Raw genomic sequence first — 15,292 nt, 5'->3', positions numbered from 1 at the left:
ATGAAAAAGATTGTTATCCTATTCGGTTTGCTGTTGTATATGCTTTCTCCTATACAACCCGTACACGCCGAGGAGAGTTACAGCGATTTATTTATCTCAGTCGGCGATGCCATGATGAAAACAAAAGCAGAGGACTGGAAAGCGGTAGATGCACTTGTTGCTCAATTGAATAAAGATTGGAAACAAGTAGATCAAACGGACAGCAAGGAAGCAAAAAAAGTAGATAAAGCCCTTTTGCAGGTAAATAAAGTAGCAGGCAAACATAAAAAAGAACCGATGCTCGCTGCTTTATCCGATATGTCGCATGCGCTAGTAGCGTTTGATAAGGAACAAAACCCAGTCGATGAAGAAGAACAGCGACTTGAGGTGAAGTCGGCATTTATGCCTGTTTTAGCTGATTTACAAACAGCTATTAAAAACAAAGATGCAGAGGAAGCCTATGCCCAATACCAAAAGTGTTTGTCGACATGGAACCGGAACGAAAGTATTGTGCGCGAACAAAGTATTGCTTATTATGGGCAAATCGAAACCCAGTTGGGCTTTCTCCGAATAGCACTGTTACAAGATGAGAAAGACTTTGAGCAAATTAGTGGCATCTACGACAAGTTGGCAGAAGCGGTAGATGGATTTGTCTCTGGCAGGGAGATAAAAGCTAACAATAACAATTACTCTTTACACACATTAGTTGATTTGTTAGGGAAAGCAGATCAAGCCATTGATAATAATCAGCCTAAAGAAGCTGTTTCTTTCTTGCAGGAGTTCTTAACAGTTTGGCCGTCAGTTGAAGGGGACGTTCGAACGCGAAACGGCGGTTTATATACCAAGCTGGAAAGTGATATTCCGATCATTGCCGGAAAGCTTTCTTCTTCTGATGCAAATGTGGTGGAAAAACAGCAAAAGAAGATCAATGAGTACAAGCAATCGATTGAGCTATTGCAGGGGAAAAGTTACACCATGTGGGATGCTGCATTGATTATGCTTCGTGAAGGATTGGAAGCACTGCTGATCGTAGCCGCTTTGATTGCCTTTTTACGAAAAGCTAATGCTTCGCAACATCAAAAATGGATTTGGCTCGGTGCTCTTGCAGGAATCATTATGAGTGTTGTAGCTGCTGTAGTCATTAATATTATGTTTTCGGCAGCCACAGCAGGGGCTAATCGGGAAACGATTGAAGGAGTAACTGGAATTATAGCCGTTGTTATGATGATCGGTGTCGGTGTCTGGCTGCATCAAAAATCGAACATGAAAGCATGGAACCAGTATATCCAAAAGCAAATGGGAACCGCTCTTTCAACAGGAAGTATTATCTCGATGGCGTTAGTCAGCTTCCTGTCGATTTTTAGAGAAGGAGCAGAAACGGTTATCTTCTACATGGGGATGGCCCCATCAATAAGTACAGGCAAATTGCTTGCCGGTATTTTGCTTGCTCTTGTTATTTTGAGTGTATTCGCCTTTTTGCTCATCCGTTACAGTACAAAAATTGCTGTTGGCCCTTTCTTTAAGATTGCCACCATTTTAATTTATTTCCTGGCGTTTAAGATATTAGGTATGAGCATTCATGCTTTACAGTTAACCGGCCATATTGGAACGACACAAATACACAGCTTGCCGATTGTTAGCTGGATCGGCTTTTATCCGACATGGGAAACGATTATTCCCCAATTGGTACTTCTCGCTATTATAGCAATGACTGCTATGTGGATGAATAAGAGAGCATGAATCAAAGAAATATAGTTTTAATCTAATTCTTAGTTCCTTGCGTTCCTGTTTATCAAGGATGATGTTTACGATGACCGCAATGCCTTTTACAAGGTGTTGCGGTTTTTGATATGGCACTTAACCTATTAAAATTGACTGTTAAGTAGCTCTGTAAACCTTCTGGTTAATTTCAGCCTTTATTGCCTAATGTAAAATAAGGTGCGATTAAGGTACTCTATTATTTGGAGAAAGGGCTGAGCGAATAAGAGAAAGGAGTTTATCTTGAGAGGGGCCGGGTATAAGGAAGTGTTAATAAAAAGTAAAGGGGAGAAGAAGAAAAGCAGGAAATGATGGAAAAATATAAATTAAGGCGCTGGACAACCTATTGTCCGTGTGTCGGGCAGCTTGTTAACCAAGAATTATCGTACACTGGCCAGGCCTCGGGAAAGAAAGACGTAGTCACTACATGCACAGGCATTGAAGATCAATGTTCTTCTTGTATATTTTTAATGGGTTCCAACATTTATAAATAAAGAGCAAGATGTACGAAGGCCTAATCATTATTTGAATTGAGAATGACTCATCCATTATTTCATATAAAACAACTAAAAGATGAACAGGTTTATCGCCCAGACAATGTGGAGCGATTTTTTTATTTGTATAGGTCCATCCTTGCAAATAATAGGCAATGTAATATGAAAAACGCTAGTAGCTGGAATCAGGGTATGCTCTCACTTCAAGCTAGTAACGTAAACGCGAAAGAAAAGACATCGAATAAACAGTCTTTTCAAGAAGCAGAGAATAGAAAGAGCAGGGAGCTGGAGTCATGGTTCAAGAAAGGGATCGTTGCTACGCTTCCTGATAAAGGGCTCATCCCGTTGTGATATTTGCGGAAAAAGACGTTGAGCAAATAGAACAGCTAGGAGTAAAGGAATCATAAAAATTTAATCAAAAGCCTTACTTTCATTTAGAGGAAGTAAGGCTTTTTTGGGTGGTTATATTTTTTGTTGAGCAAGAGAAGAAGAAGAGAATTTGCTCAGTTTGGATAATAGATAGTCATACTTAATCGGGTTAATGCTTCTCCAGAATTATAATAAGTATGCGGCTTATCAGCTCTAAATCTGATTGAATCGCCGCTTTTTAATTTATAGCTTTTTTCGCTGACACAAATGGTTACTTCTCCATCGAAAACTGTGATAAACTCCTCGGTTCCTTCTTTGTGAGCCTGAGAATTTAATCGTCCTTCTTTTTCAATCTCAACAGAGTAAACTTCAAAGCGCCTGTCCTCTTGAAAGGGGAAGGATGGGTATACTCTATATCTGCCGTTGTCCTCATCCAGCACTTGAATATCACTTCTTAAAACTACTTTAGTATCAGGCTGCGGATTATTAATGAGAGAGGTAAAGGAAACCTTTAATCCGTTAGCAATTTTCCAAATCGTTGTTAGTGTTGGGCTTGACTCTCCTCTTTCAATTTGCCCGATCATTGTTTTGCTTACTCCGCTTAATTGAGAGACTTTTTCCAAACTTAATTTTTCTTTTTCCCTAATAGCCTTTAAATTTTTTGCAAGAATAAGATGAATTTCCTCCATCAAATCCCTCCTATATATTGTGCTTTATAACGTTTATTTTGTATAATAAAAAGCACGACGTTATATTGTCTGTTTCAGACATTATAACATATATCGTGAAAGGGGAGCTTGAAATGCCTGTATTTTCCTTCTTGCTATTTGTGATTATTACCAGTTTTACCCTGGGACCTAACAATTTTATGGCAATGGCGTTTGCCAATAAACATGGAATGAAAAAAACAGTTAAATTCTCTTTAGGAGTAGGTGTTGGGTTTTTTATTATCGCGTTATTATGTAGTTGTTTTAATCTTTTTCTTACAACTGTCATGCCAATCATTGAATTTCCTTTAACTATTTTTGGTGTAGTCTACATGCTATATTTAGCTTTTAAAATACTTACGAGTAAGGGAAATACTAATAGTAATAATCAAGATAAACAGAACTTTTTCTTGATAGGCGTCTTGGTGCAATTTGTCAATCCGAAAGGCATCCTTTTTGGTATTACAGTCGTCTCCACCTTCATTCTTCCTTACTACACTTCCTACTCCAGCTATTTTCTTTTTTCATTGTTTTTAGGAATGGTCGGTATAGTGAGCACATTTAGCTGGAGCCTGTTTGGTTCGGTTTTTCAAAAGTTCTTGGTAAAATACAGACGATCATTTAATGCAGTAATGGCCGCCTTATTGGTATACAGTGCTTTTTCTATTCTTGTTAAATAGAGTCATGAGCAGAGGGGGATTTCAAGCAGGAAAAAACCATCTGTTTTTCTAAAGCAGTATAATAAAGAAAAGCTCTGATTGGGATGAAAAGGAGGAATTACCGTGAATTTTATGTTTGATCATCTTGTTCACTTTGTGGAAGAGCCAGAGAAGGCGATCGCCTTTTTGAAAGAGAAAGGAATTGCAGCTGTTGAAGGCGGGGTGCACGAAAACAGGGGAACATACAATGCGGTCAGTTATTTTGATTTAAGCTATATTGAACTTTTAAGTACATATGACAAAGAGCTTGTGCGGCAAACGCAGCACCCCAGACATAGCTTCCTTGAAACAGTTGCCGAAGAACAATTCACTGAAGGCTTTTCCCGCATAGCCATTCGAACAACGGATATTGAAGGCGCAGCAAAGCACTTCAAGAACAAAGGATTAACGATTTATGGTCCAGAGTCTTTTAGCCGCAAGCGCCCTGATGGCAGCCTTGTTGAATGGCAGCTTCTTTATATAGGGGATCCGGCCGGCGGGATGGAGCTGCCGTTTATTATTCAATGGCAAGAGGAAGACGCCGAGAGAAAGAAGGAGCTGATAGAGAGGAAGGTCATCCAGCCGCATCCTTCTAAAGCTGTACTTTCTCATGTTACATTTGCTGTCCGTGACTTGGAAAAAAAGATTGGACAATGGGCGGAGTGGCTGAAGCTAGAAGCTGGCGAGGTCTTTATTGATGAGGTCTTACAGGCAAAATGTCAGTCATTAGAGCTTCAAGGCGGGCGATTAGTTTTTGGAAGCCCGATCGGTGAGGGAATCGTGGCAGATGTCCTTCGCCAGAGAGGAGAGAGACCGTTCCAAGTAGCCCTTTCCAGCCCAATTAAGAGCGAGTCATTTAGCTTATTTGGCGGCATTTATCAGATCGAGAAAATTTAATGGGTTAAAAGAGATGTAGAAGCTCAGCTCTCTACGTCTTTTTTTATTGGCGGGAACCTTCGTTTTATCAAGAAGAAGTCAGGGTAAGATAATGCTTAAGCTGCTTTTTTGTAGAGCTGGCAGCTTGTTTACAGAGAAGAAGGCTGTTTGTGCATCAAGAAGGTACATAACTAATTTTAAAGGAGCTGATCTTAATGGCATCCAGTCGTTCAATTCCTAAAGAAAAAGGGCTTGATCATACACTCGCTCTATTGGCGGAAGGGTATGAGTTTATTCCTGAAAGACGCAGCGAGCTGCAGTCTGATATTTTTCAAACACGTATTCTTGGACAGAAGGCCATCTGCATAGCTGGCGAGGAGGCCGCTGCTGTTTTTTATGATGAAAATTTGTTTACACGAAAGGGAGCGGCACCAAAGCGTGTACAAAAAACGTTGTTTGGGGAGAAGGCCATTCAAACAATGGATGGAGAGGAGCATAAACAGCGAAAGCGGATGTTTCTATCTATGATGACACCTAAACGTCTCGATGACCTCGCAAACATTACTAAACAGCAGTGGCAGGCGAAAGCCCCTGAATGGAAACAGAGAGGCGAAATCGTACTGTTTCATGAAGCAGAGGAAGTGATGTGCCGGATTGCCTGCGAATGGGCAGGAGTGCCGATTACAGAAGTAGAAGTGAAGCAGCGAGCGGCTGATTTTGGAATAATGATTGATACTTTTGCCGCTGTTGGTGGAAGATATCGGGAGGGAAAGCAGGCGCGTGCGAGATCAGAAAAATGGATTGAAAAGGTGATTAAGCAAATTCGCTCTAAAAAGTTGCAACCTCCTGAACATACAGCGGCTTACATTATCGCTTGGCATCGGGACTTAAATGGGAAAATGCTTGACGATCGAATGGCCGCCATTGAACTGATCAATATCTTAAGACCTATTGTTGCGATCGGTCGTTTCGTTACGTTTGGAGCTCTTGCTTTGCATGATTATCCGGAAGTAAGAGAAAAAGTAAAAGCGGATAAAGACAATTACAGCCACCTGTTTGTTCAGGAGGTCCGCCGTTTCTACCCGTTTGGCCCGTTTGTGGGAGCAAGGGTGAGAGAGGACTTTAAGTGGAAGGATTACGAGTTTAAAAAAGGAACATTGGTACTGCTTGATATTTACGGAACAAACCACCATCCAGATCTTTGGGATCACCCGGAAGAGTTCCGGCCAGAGCGATTTGCAGAGTGGAAGGAGAGTCCATTTTCCTTCATACCGCAAGGCGGAGGGGACCATTATATGGGACATCGCTGTGCGGGAGAGTGGGTTACTGTTCTTGTAATGAAGGAAAGTCTGAAGTTTTTAACGAAGAACGTCGCATACGATGTGCCAGAGCAGGATTTAACTTATGATATGAGCAGAATTCCATCCCTTCCTGAGAGCCGGTTTATCATCAAGAATGTCCAGCTTGTCTAAGAGAAAAACTTCTACAAACGATCCTGACATTGTGTGAGGATCGTTTGTAGGAATAGTGATTCATTGCATCTTCCGAAAGGATGGTTTATACTATTTTTAAACGATGAAAACTTTTTTTGTTTTTTTAGTTTCTTGTAAGGAGGATGATAAATGAAATCTCGTATTATGAAAGCTTTTCTTGAAGAGATTCATGATAAAAGCATGAAATTCACGATGGATGATTTAGCAAAAAGGCTAGGTATTAGCAAGCGCACGCTGTATGAACATTTTTCTTCAAAAACGGAAATTTTAGATGCAATCATTGATTCTACTTTATTTGAATTTGATGAAAAAACCGAAGCCATTGTTCGCGATCCAGAATTGTCACTCCTGGAAAAAATAAAAGGGGTTATTACTGTCGTTCCTAAATATAATGAATTTTATGACTGGAAGATTTTAGATCAAATGAAGAAGTCTTATCCAGAGCAATGGGAAAGAATTCATACTGCGCTTAACCAGTGGGATGCGCTCCGTCAATTGATTGAACAAGGGATTCGCGAAGGGTTGATTATTGATCAAAATGTCTCTTTGCTTATTAAACTGATTATTGATGCAACAAACTCTACTCTTGACCGTCAATTTTTCTTGGAAAATAGTATAACGGTTACGGAGGCGTTAGACTCCATTGTGGATATTTTATTATTTGGCTTAGTTAAAAAAGATCGAGCATGAAGAATCCGGCTTTTTAGTCCGGTTTTTTTCCTCCCATAAAAAACTAATAAAACAAAAATAGTTTTGTTGTTTTACATTTATTTTGAAAGCGAGATGGAAGTATGAGCCTCCGTATATGTGAGGTAACAGCTGATAACTGGATGGAAGTAGCCTCCTTATCAGTTAATGATCATCAAAAAGATTTTATTGAAAGTAATTTGTTTTCTTTGGCTCAATCTAAATTTGAACCGCATTGGAAGTCTGTCGGCTTATATGATGGTGAACGGCTTGTTGGATATGCCATGTACGGGCGTGATAAAACAACCAGACGTGTATGGCTCGACCGCTTTATGATTGATCAAAAGTATCAGGGCAGGGGATATGCAAGCCGCTTTCTTTCACCTTTAATTAAAGAAATCCAACAGCACTACCATTGCGATCACATATATTTAAGTGTTTATCCCGGAAACACAAAAGCCCGTTATTTATATGAAAAGTTTGGTTTTACATTAAATGGAGAAAAGGATGAAGCCGGTTTAGTTTGTGGACTTGTTATGGAACTTAACGTAGTAAGGAGAAGCATAGAATGAGCTCATCAACCTCTGCATTTCATCAGTTAGATACACAGCCTGTCGGACGCATATTTCTGCGTTATTTGCTTCCGTCTATGATTGGCATGCTATTGATGGCTGTTAATATTGTGGCCGATGGAATTATGGTAGGAAACAGGCTGGGACCTGAAGCTTTAGCGGGAGTGGGAATTGCTGCTCCTGTTTACACAATCTTCGTAGCGCTGTCTCTTTGGATTGGTATTGGAGCAGCCACGAAGTATTCCATGGCTATGGGAGCAAAAAGAGTAGCAGAGGCCCGGGTAATTTTTACACATGCTCTGTTTTCAATCTTTCTATTTACGCTGCTAATTGGATTGGCTGCTTTTTTACTTCGCGATCCTCTTGCCTATGCGCTTGGTGCGAATCAAGATACCTTTCCATATGTGTCGGATTATTTATATGTCATTTTATTGTTTGGTTTTGTATTTACTATTGAAAATACGTTTAGTGTGTTTGTCCGTAATGATGGGGCGCCAAATCTTTCGATGGCTGCGCTTGTCGTATCGGCCTCTGCAAACATTATCCTTAATTATATATTTTTATATATTTTCGACTTTGGAGTGGCAGGTGCTGCTTCCGCCACCATAATCGCAGCCTTTCTTGCTATTCTCGTGCTGGCTAGCCACTTTTTGAAGAAATCAGGCAATTTAAGAATCGTGCGCTTTACCTTTGATAAAAAGCTGTTTTGGCTGATTATTGTGATCGGCTTTCCGAGTTTTCTGTCTGAAATAGGTATCTCAGTTTTTACTATTTCCCACAACGTTGCTTTTGAACGGACTGCCGGGACAGACGGTGTCGCCGCTTTTTCTATCCTTAACTATGTGCATAGTGTCATGCTGATGATGTTTCTCGGGATGGGATCGGCGATACAGCCGCTCATCAGTTATTACCATGGGGCTGATAATCAAAGGCGAAAGCGAGAAACCGTTCAAAAAGCCAGTTTGACTGCTATATTGGCAGGCGCTGCTTTTTTCTTTATTGGTCAGTTGGCGGCCGGGCCGATCGTTTCAATATTCGGTGATTTTTCCTCCGATGTAACAGCTCTTGCGACTCTGGGCATCCAATTATTTTTCATTGCCTATCTTTTTACAGGAACGAATTTTGTAATGATGACGTACTATCAATCTGTCGGCAATGTCCGCATGGCTATATGGATTACAGCTGCCCGCGAAATTGTTGTGATGTTCGTCTTTTTGCTCATTTTGCCGCCGCTTTTAGGAGTGAATGGTATTTGGCTCGCCATTCCAGCATCTGAATTTTTGGTCTTTGTCAGCATTTTATTGTATCAGCGAAAGGCGCAAGTAAGGGCCGTGCAAAGATAAGATGAAACAATGAAAAGCGGCTCTCCTTAGATAGGGAGAGCCGCTCTTGGCCCTATATAAACGCTAATTAGTAAACTTTGTCACCGTTGAAAATAGAGTTTTTAACAACGACGTAATCCACATTGCGAATAGCTTCCAGCTTCGTTCCTCCAGCATAAGAAACAGAGGATTGAAGATCTTGTTCCATTTCAGTTAACGTATCTTGTAAAGGCCCTTTATATTCTACAAACATCTTCTTGCCTTCTACATTTTTCTTTTCACCTTTTTGGAATTCTGAAGCGGACCCAAAATATTCTTTATAAACCTTTCCATCTTGCTCGAAAAGTTCTCCTGGAGATTCTTCGTGTCCGGCAAATAATGAGCCAATCATTACCATGGATGCGCCAAATCTAATAGACTTAGCGATATCCCCATGGGTACGGATTCCGCCGTCAGCGATAATTGGCTTGCTTGCTGCTTTTGCACACCAGCGCAACGCAGCCAATTGCCAGCCGCCAGTTCCAAATCCAGTTTTAATTTTAGTAATGCATACTTTACCTGGTCCAATGCCAACCTTTGTTGCATCTGCACCAGCGTTTTCTAACTCTCTGACCGCTTCTGGTGTGCCGACGTTTCCTGCAATAACGAAGCTTTCAGGCAAATGTTTTTTGATATGCTGGATCATTTTTATTACCGCATTAGAGTGGCCATGGGCAATATCAATCGTAATATACTCTGGTATAAGCTGTTCTTCAGCCAACTGTTCAACAAAACTGTATTCTTCTTCTTTGACGCCTACGCTAATAGAGGCAAATAGTCCACGTGAATGCATGTCTTTAATAAAAGCTGGACGCTCCTCTGGCTTAAAGCGGTGCATAATGTAGAAGTAACCGTTTTCGGCTAAGTAAACAGCGATTTTTTCATCTATAATTGTCTGCATATTGGCAGGCACGACAGGCAGCTTAAATGTCCGCCCGCCAAAGTTGATAGTTGTATCACATTCTGAGCGGCTATTTACAACACATTTTGCCGGAATTAATTGAATATCTTCGTAATCAAACACATTTTCCATGATTAACACCCCTAAAAACGAATATTAAATATTTTTGTTAAAAAAATGTTCGTCCAAAAGGTAATGTACCTCATTTTTGAGGGGATGTCAAAGCTTTTATCTGAAAGAGATGTGAAAAGCGGCATCTTTCTAAAAAATCAGAGAGAAAAATCGTTTATAAAGATAGACAGGGGGAAGGGCGGAGTGACATGCCAAAAGTAAAGAAACAGAAGAATACATAGAGCTGAAGGCCGGAAAGTACGGACTGTTTTTTAATAGAAATTATCACTTGATTTTATTAGCAAATGAAATCATGATTGGTATTTGATTTTTGGTAGGAAGTATTCTTTTTCTTTAGGAAACAGCTAAATTAGCAGGCACAATTTTGTTTATTATTCGCTGTGCACGATTACTTATTCGGCCCATTTTGAAGATTCTTCAAGCGGTTACTCTGAGAAGAGACGAGCAATTATCCTGGAAGGAGAATAAATCATACCCCCAATAAAAACAGGCAGCTGAAGCCTAGTTTTTCCACAGACTTAGCTGCCTCGAGAAGGACGGTTTATTTATTTTCTGCTTCTTTAATAGCGGTTTGCGCCAGTTTTGAGATCGTCATGTCATCCATTGGCGGGTTATGAAGCCCAGCTCTTACATCCCGATAATATCTTTGGAGTGGGTTAGACATTTGCAGGCTTTTAGCACCGACTAGTCTCATGGACAAATCAACGATCGTAATAGCTGAATTTGTTACAATATGCTTGGCAGCTGCCAGTTCATTCGTTATATGAGACCGGCGCTCAGCATCGTCATAAGCTTCCGCTACGCTGTAGAGGAAATGGCGTGCTTTCATTAGTTCCAGATCAATGCGACCGAGCAAACTCTGCACGTTTGGCAGCTGGCTGATCGATCCGCTAATGCTATTTGGTGAATGTTCCACAGCGAATTTCAGTGCATAATCACGAGCGGATTGGGCGATGCCTAAATAACAGGCGGGGATATGCAGAATCCAGCCATTTATCTTGTCACCTCTTGGTCCGTGATTTAATTCTACGAAGTTTTCCTCCACCACTTCTACATGATCCAATACAAGGTCGTGGCTTTCAGAGCCCCTCATGGCGATGACATCCCAGGTTTCTTTGATAGACAACCCTTTGGAATCTCTCGGAATAAGGAAAAAGCCAATTCCTTGTTTTTCTTCGACCCATGCGGATACGAGAAAATGCGTTAATACAGGTGACATTGTTGTAAAATTCTTTTGTCCGGAAATCACCCATTTGCTGCCTTTTTTCACTGCATTAGTTCCAGGACGGCCACCACGGGTCGGACTGCCGGTTTGCGCTTCGCTTACTGCCCTGTTCACTAAAGCGCCGTTCAACACTTCTTGAGCAAAGGACTTTAGCTTTTCTTTTTCCCAGAGTTTTTTTTCATACAGCTCGCCAACAACCCCTTGATGCCAGCCGATCGCCAATCCTGTTACACTGTCCAAGCTCGCGATGGTTTCCTGAAGAAGTACCATGTCAGTCACCCTGATGCCCTCGCCCCCATATTCGACAGGCAAGGTTAATTTTGTATAACCCATTTCAACCAGCTTGTTGACATTTTTTTTAGGAAAGGATGATTGTTTATCGTTTTCCTGTGAATCTTCTTTAAAATCTTTCTCATACTTCAATAATTTTTCCAGCCACTCTCTTTGCAGGCTTGTTCTAATAAATAATTCCTTGGACACATTCCACACTTCCTTAATAAAATCGGTTAACTTCAATTACTTTCCATTCAAGACCTATTCGTTTCCTACGTCAAGCAATTAAATTCCCAATTATTCTACAATTCTATTATAGATTTTAAAAACCAACTTTACAACCCGGAATTGTTATGTTAATGTTTGGATATATTCATTGAGCTGATAGAGAGGGAGTTAGATTGGTTGAATTAACTAATATTAAAAAGAGCTTTAAAAAGAATGTTGTTTTAAGAGGGATCGACCTACAAGTGAATAAAGGGGATGTATTGGTTATTGTCGGGCCGAGCGGATCTGGGAAAACAACTCTTCTCCGTTGCATTAATTATTTAGAAAGGCCAGATGAAGGGACCATCTCTGTCGATGGGTTTTCAATTGAAGGAAAAAACGCTTCAAGAAAAGACATTTTGACGTTGAGACGTAAAACAGCCATGGTTTTCCAGCACTATAATTTATTCAAAAATAAAACTGTTCTGGAAAATGTAATGGAGGGGTTAATTGTCGCAAAGAAAATGAAAGCCACAGAAGCCCGCGATCTCAGTGTTAATTTGCTTCAGAAGGTAGGTCTGAGTGAGAAGATAAATGATTATCCGGCCCAGCTTTCCGGCGGACAACAGCAGCGGGTCGGCATTGCCAGGGCACTTGCCTTAAACCCTTCTGTTATCTTGTTTGACGAGCCGACATCTGCTCTTGATCCTGAGATGGTCGGTGAAGTGCTCTCTATTATGAAAAAAATCGCCAGTGAGGGAATGACGATGGTCATTGTCACTCACGAAATTGATTTTGCCAGAGAAGTAGCTGATCGTGTTGTTTTTATGGCTGACGGGGTGATTGTCGAGCAAGGAACGCCTGATGAAGTATTAACCCATCCAACGCATGAGCGAACAAAGCAATTTTTGAAAAGGCTTGTCAGAGAGCCAGAATATGAAATTTAATAGGGGGAATACATAGAGATGAAGCGCATTTGGTTGACAGTTTTTTTAGCAGCCGTTTCCGTTTTTGTGATTGCTGGCTGCTCCAACAGTGAAAGTGGAAAAACGAAAGATGGAAAACAAATTATTAAAGTGGCATTAAGTGATGAGGTCAATCCGCCGTTTTTATATACGGATGAATCGAATAATCCGATCGGCTACGATATGGATTATTTAAAAGAAATAGAAAAAAAGCTGCCACAATATAAGTTTGAATACACCTTTGGTGAAGAAGAGTCGAATTTAGTCGGCGTTGATACAGGGAAGTTTGACTTTGCGATTAATTGGTTTTTTAAAAATCCGGAAAGAGAACAAAAATTCCTTTATCCGCAGCATGAGTACGGCTACTCTCTTACCACGCTAATTACAAAGAAAGATAGAAAAGACATTAAGACAATGGATGATATGGTCGGTAAAAAACTCGCGCCTATGTCTCCAAGCGGCGGACTGCGCTCGATCTTAAACGGTTATAACAAGAGCCATCCAGAACGCCAGGTGACAATTGAAAGCATCGATCATCCTTCAAATGCGGATAACCTAAAGCGTGTAGCAGCTGGAAAAGCAGATGCAGTGTTTCTTAATAAAACTACATTTGATGCGGTTCAGGAAGATCTGAATTTGGATTTAAAGGTGGCAGGAGTTGTTTCTAAAGAGCCGATTTATGTTGTGTTTGATTCAGAAAATAAAGAATTGGCTAAGGAAATGGATAAAGCGACAGAGGAACTGATTAAGGACGGCACCCTTCCTAAGCTTGCCGAGAAGTGGTTCGATATCGATATTTTTAAGGATCTTGAGTACATTAACGAAAAAGGCTTTGAATATAAAAAATAATCATTTCCGGAATGAGCGATTGCCGCTTACTCCGGAAAATTATATTTGTGAATTTTATCTTATTAATTTAATGATCTGTTTAGGTGGAGAGAAAGATGAGTACAAGCTTGCAAGATTGGATTGATTTATTTACTAAAGTGCTGGACAAGCTTCCCTTAACGTTATTTATGATGGGAGTTTCATTGATTTTTGCTTTAATTTTAGGCGTACTGATAGCCATTATCCGCATACAAAAGCAGCCCGTTCTCTATCAAATCGCCACTTTTTACTTATCATTTACCCGATGCACGCCGCTTTTGGTTCAGTTGTTTCTTATTTACTTCGGGCTTCCGCAATTGCTGCTAGTATTTAATATTGATATTAACAGCTGGGATCGTCTAATCTTTGTGATTCTTGCTTTTTCACTTCATACGGCTGCTTATTTATCAGAAGTGATCCGTTCAGCTTACTTAGCTGTCGGTGAAGCACAGTTAGAAGCAGCTTATAGTGTGGGGATGAGCTACTCGCAAGCTTTAAGAAGAATTATTCTGCCGCAGGCGTTTGTGATCGCTTTACCGAACCTAGGCAACAACATAATTGAGTTATTAAAAGATACGTCACTTGCCTTCACAATTGGCATCATTGATATCATGGGGCAGGTGCGCATCATTTTGGGGAACAATCACGGGATGGGAATGTTTGAAGTATATATCGTCATTTCTCTCGTTTACTGGGGAGCTTGTATTGTCATCGAAATGATTATCAGCTTCGCCGAAAAAATGTTTAAAAAAGGACATGTCGGTTTATCAAAGTAATATTTTTCTAAGGAAAGTGATGAGTTGTGGCTATTATTGACTTTAAATTTGCTTTAGAGCAAGTGCCCGCTGTATTAAAAGGAGTACCGTGGACATTGACGATAGCCATCGTTGCCATGGCATTAGGGCTGCTGTTCGGTTTAGGAATCGCTCTTTTGAGAATATACAAAGTACCTGTGTTAAATCAGCTATCTATTCTTTATATTTCATTTATAAGAGGAACTCCATTAATCGTTCAGCTGTATGTCTTTTTTTATGGTGTTCCGGTGCTGCTCGATTATTTGAATCCTCGTTTTGGTTGGGAATTGAACGCGGATAATATTTCCCCGCTCATTTATGCATTGATTGCTTACACAATCAATACGACAGCCTACCAGGCCGAGATTTTCCGGGCGTCCATTAATGCAACAAGCGCTGGACAAATGGAAGCTGCCTATTCGGTTGGAATGACGACAGCCCAGGGGTTATATCGGATCATTCTTCCTCAGGCATTTCTAGTCGCTTTGCCAAACATGGGCAACCTGTTTATTAATTTGATTAAAGCAACTTCTTTAGCCTTTGCAGTAAAAGTCATGGAGATTTTGGCGATTTCGAGGATCATTGCCAATGATGGCTATCGCTTTTTGGAGATGTACTTGGTAGCATCTATCATTTATTGGACAATTTGTTTAGTATGTGAAATTGCTTTTTCAAGACTTGAAAGAAAAATGAGTCGCTTTGAAGCGAGAGCAGATTTGAAAGCCGCCACTTTATAAGTGTATACGAGACAGCAATTGTTCGCCTTTTTCAGAAAGGCGGGCAATTGCTGTCTTTTTTGTTTATTGCTTATAAAAGAGGGTACTTTTAAAAAAAGTATGGGCAAAAAACAGAATGTTTGTTCTGTTTTGACTTATTTATTTGCTTGACCATTCGTCAGCAATAAAGGGACATTCGCAGCAAAATCATAAAAAAG

Annotated in this window: 15 protein-coding genes; 12 read left to right on the top strand and 3 right to left on the bottom strand. The window is 40.4% G+C overall.

The annotated features are described in order from the left end of the window. Nucleotides 1–1,719: an FTR1 family iron permease gene (locus MKZ02_RS19165; RefSeq protein WP_340855381.1), complete on the top strand. Its 1,719-nt coding sequence runs from the start codon at nucleotides 1–3 to the stop codon at nucleotides 1,717–1,719. A gap of 704 nt (nucleotides 1,720–2,423) precedes the next feature. Next, on the top strand, nucleotides 2,424–2,582 hold the full coding sequence (locus MKZ02_RS19160) for a hypothetical protein (RefSeq protein ID WP_182917107.1): 159 nt from the start codon (nucleotides 2,424–2,426) through the stop codon (nucleotides 2,580–2,582). 152 nt (nucleotides 2,583–2,734) lie between these two features. Here the strand turns inward: MKZ02_RS19160 and MKZ02_RS19155 are convergent, their stop codons facing one another. Beyond that, nucleotides 2,735–3,289: a helix-turn-helix domain-containing protein gene (locus MKZ02_RS19155; protein WP_340855377.1), complete on the bottom strand. Its 555-nt coding sequence runs from the start codon at nucleotides 3,287–3,289 to the stop codon at nucleotides 2,735–2,737. Nucleotides 3,290–3,402: 113 nt separating this feature from the next. Between MKZ02_RS19155 and MKZ02_RS19150 the strand changes: the two genes are divergently transcribed. From MKZ02_RS19150 to MKZ02_RS19125, 6 genes are all read left to right on the top strand, one after another. After that, the gene (locus MKZ02_RS19150) at nucleotides 3,403–3,987 is read left to right on the top strand and encodes a LysE family transporter (protein WP_120036568.1); all 585 of its coding nucleotides are present in this window, start codon (nucleotides 3,403–3,405) and stop codon (nucleotides 3,985–3,987) included. A 111-nt stretch (nucleotides 3,988–4,098) separates the two neighbouring features. Next, the gene (locus MKZ02_RS19145) at nucleotides 4,099–4,902 is read left to right on the top strand and encodes a VOC family protein (RefSeq protein ID WP_259455819.1); all 804 of its coding nucleotides are present in this window, start codon (nucleotides 4,099–4,101) and stop codon (nucleotides 4,900–4,902) included. A 194-nt stretch (nucleotides 4,903–5,096) separates the two neighbouring features. Next, nucleotides 5,097–6,353 (top strand): cytochrome P450, encoded by a 1,257-nt coding sequence (locus MKZ02_RS19140; RefSeq protein ID WP_120036570.1) that lies wholly within the window; start codon nucleotides 5,097–5,099, stop codon nucleotides 6,351–6,353. Between the two features lie 150 nt (nucleotides 6,354–6,503). Beyond that, nucleotides 6,504–7,064: a TetR/AcrR family transcriptional regulator gene (locus tag MKZ02_RS19135; RefSeq protein WP_120036571.1), complete on the top strand. Its 561-nt coding sequence runs from the start codon at nucleotides 6,504–6,506 to the stop codon at nucleotides 7,062–7,064. Nucleotides 7,065–7,165: 101 nt separating this feature from the next. Further along, nucleotides 7,166–7,633 (top strand): GNAT family N-acetyltransferase, encoded by a 468-nt coding sequence (locus MKZ02_RS19130; protein ID WP_340855372.1) that lies wholly within the window; start codon nucleotides 7,166–7,168, stop codon nucleotides 7,631–7,633. Next, nucleotides 7,630–8,976, top strand: coding sequence for an MATE family efflux transporter (locus tag MKZ02_RS19125; RefSeq protein WP_340855370.1), 1,347 nt, complete (start codon nucleotides 7,630–7,632; stop codon nucleotides 8,974–8,976). The genes MKZ02_RS19130 and MKZ02_RS19125 overlap by 4 nt, the downstream gene beginning before the upstream one ends. 67 nt (nucleotides 8,977–9,043) lie before the next feature. Here the strand turns inward: MKZ02_RS19125 and guaC are convergent, their stop codons facing one another. Together guaC and MKZ02_RS19115 are read right to left on the bottom strand one after the other, a co-directional pair. After that, nucleotides 9,044–10,027: a GMP reductase gene (guaC, locus tag MKZ02_RS19120; RefSeq protein WP_120036574.1), complete on the bottom strand. Its 984-nt coding sequence runs from the start codon at nucleotides 10,025–10,027 to the stop codon at nucleotides 9,044–9,046. A 541-nt stretch (nucleotides 10,028–10,568) separates the two neighbouring features. Then, entirely contained in the window at nucleotides 10,569–11,732 is a 1,164-nt protein-coding gene (locus MKZ02_RS19115; RefSeq protein WP_340855367.1) for an acyl-CoA dehydrogenase family protein, read from the bottom strand. A gap of 194 nt (nucleotides 11,733–11,926) precedes the next feature. Here MKZ02_RS19115 and MKZ02_RS19110 point away from each other — a divergent pair, with 194 nt between their 5' ends. The 4 genes from MKZ02_RS19110 to MKZ02_RS19095 all read left to right on the top strand — a co-directional run bounded on the left by MKZ02_RS19110 (nucleotide 11,927) and on the right by MKZ02_RS19095 (nucleotide 15,095). Then, entirely contained in the window at nucleotides 11,927–12,679 is a 753-nt protein-coding gene (locus tag MKZ02_RS19110) for an amino acid ABC transporter ATP-binding protein (protein ID WP_340855365.1), read from the top strand. Between the two features lie 18 nt (nucleotides 12,680–12,697). Then, nucleotides 12,698–13,546 carry a transporter substrate-binding domain-containing protein gene (locus tag MKZ02_RS19105; RefSeq protein ID WP_340855362.1) on the top strand — a complete coding sequence of 283 codons (849 nt, stop codon included), beginning with the start codon at nucleotides 12,698–12,700 and terminating at the stop codon, nucleotides 13,544–13,546. Between the two features lie 95 nt (nucleotides 13,547–13,641). Further along, entirely contained in the window at nucleotides 13,642–14,340 is a 699-nt protein-coding gene (locus MKZ02_RS19100; RefSeq protein WP_120036578.1) for an amino acid ABC transporter permease, read from the top strand. A gap of 26 nt (nucleotides 14,341–14,366) precedes the next feature. After that, complete coding sequence (locus tag MKZ02_RS19095; RefSeq protein ID WP_340855359.1) at nucleotides 14,367–15,095, top strand: amino acid ABC transporter permease; 729 nt, start codon at nucleotides 14,367–14,369, stop codon at nucleotides 15,093–15,095. The last annotated feature ends 197 nt before the right edge of the window (nucleotides 15,096–15,292 follow it).

It is taken from the genome of Pseudobacillus sp. FSL P4-0506 (assembly GCF_038003025.1).
In the GTDB taxonomy this organism is placed as follows: domain Bacteria; phylum Bacillota; class Bacilli; order Bacillales; family Domibacillaceae; genus Pseudobacillus.
This window is presented reverse-complemented; position numbering and strand designations above follow the sequence as displayed.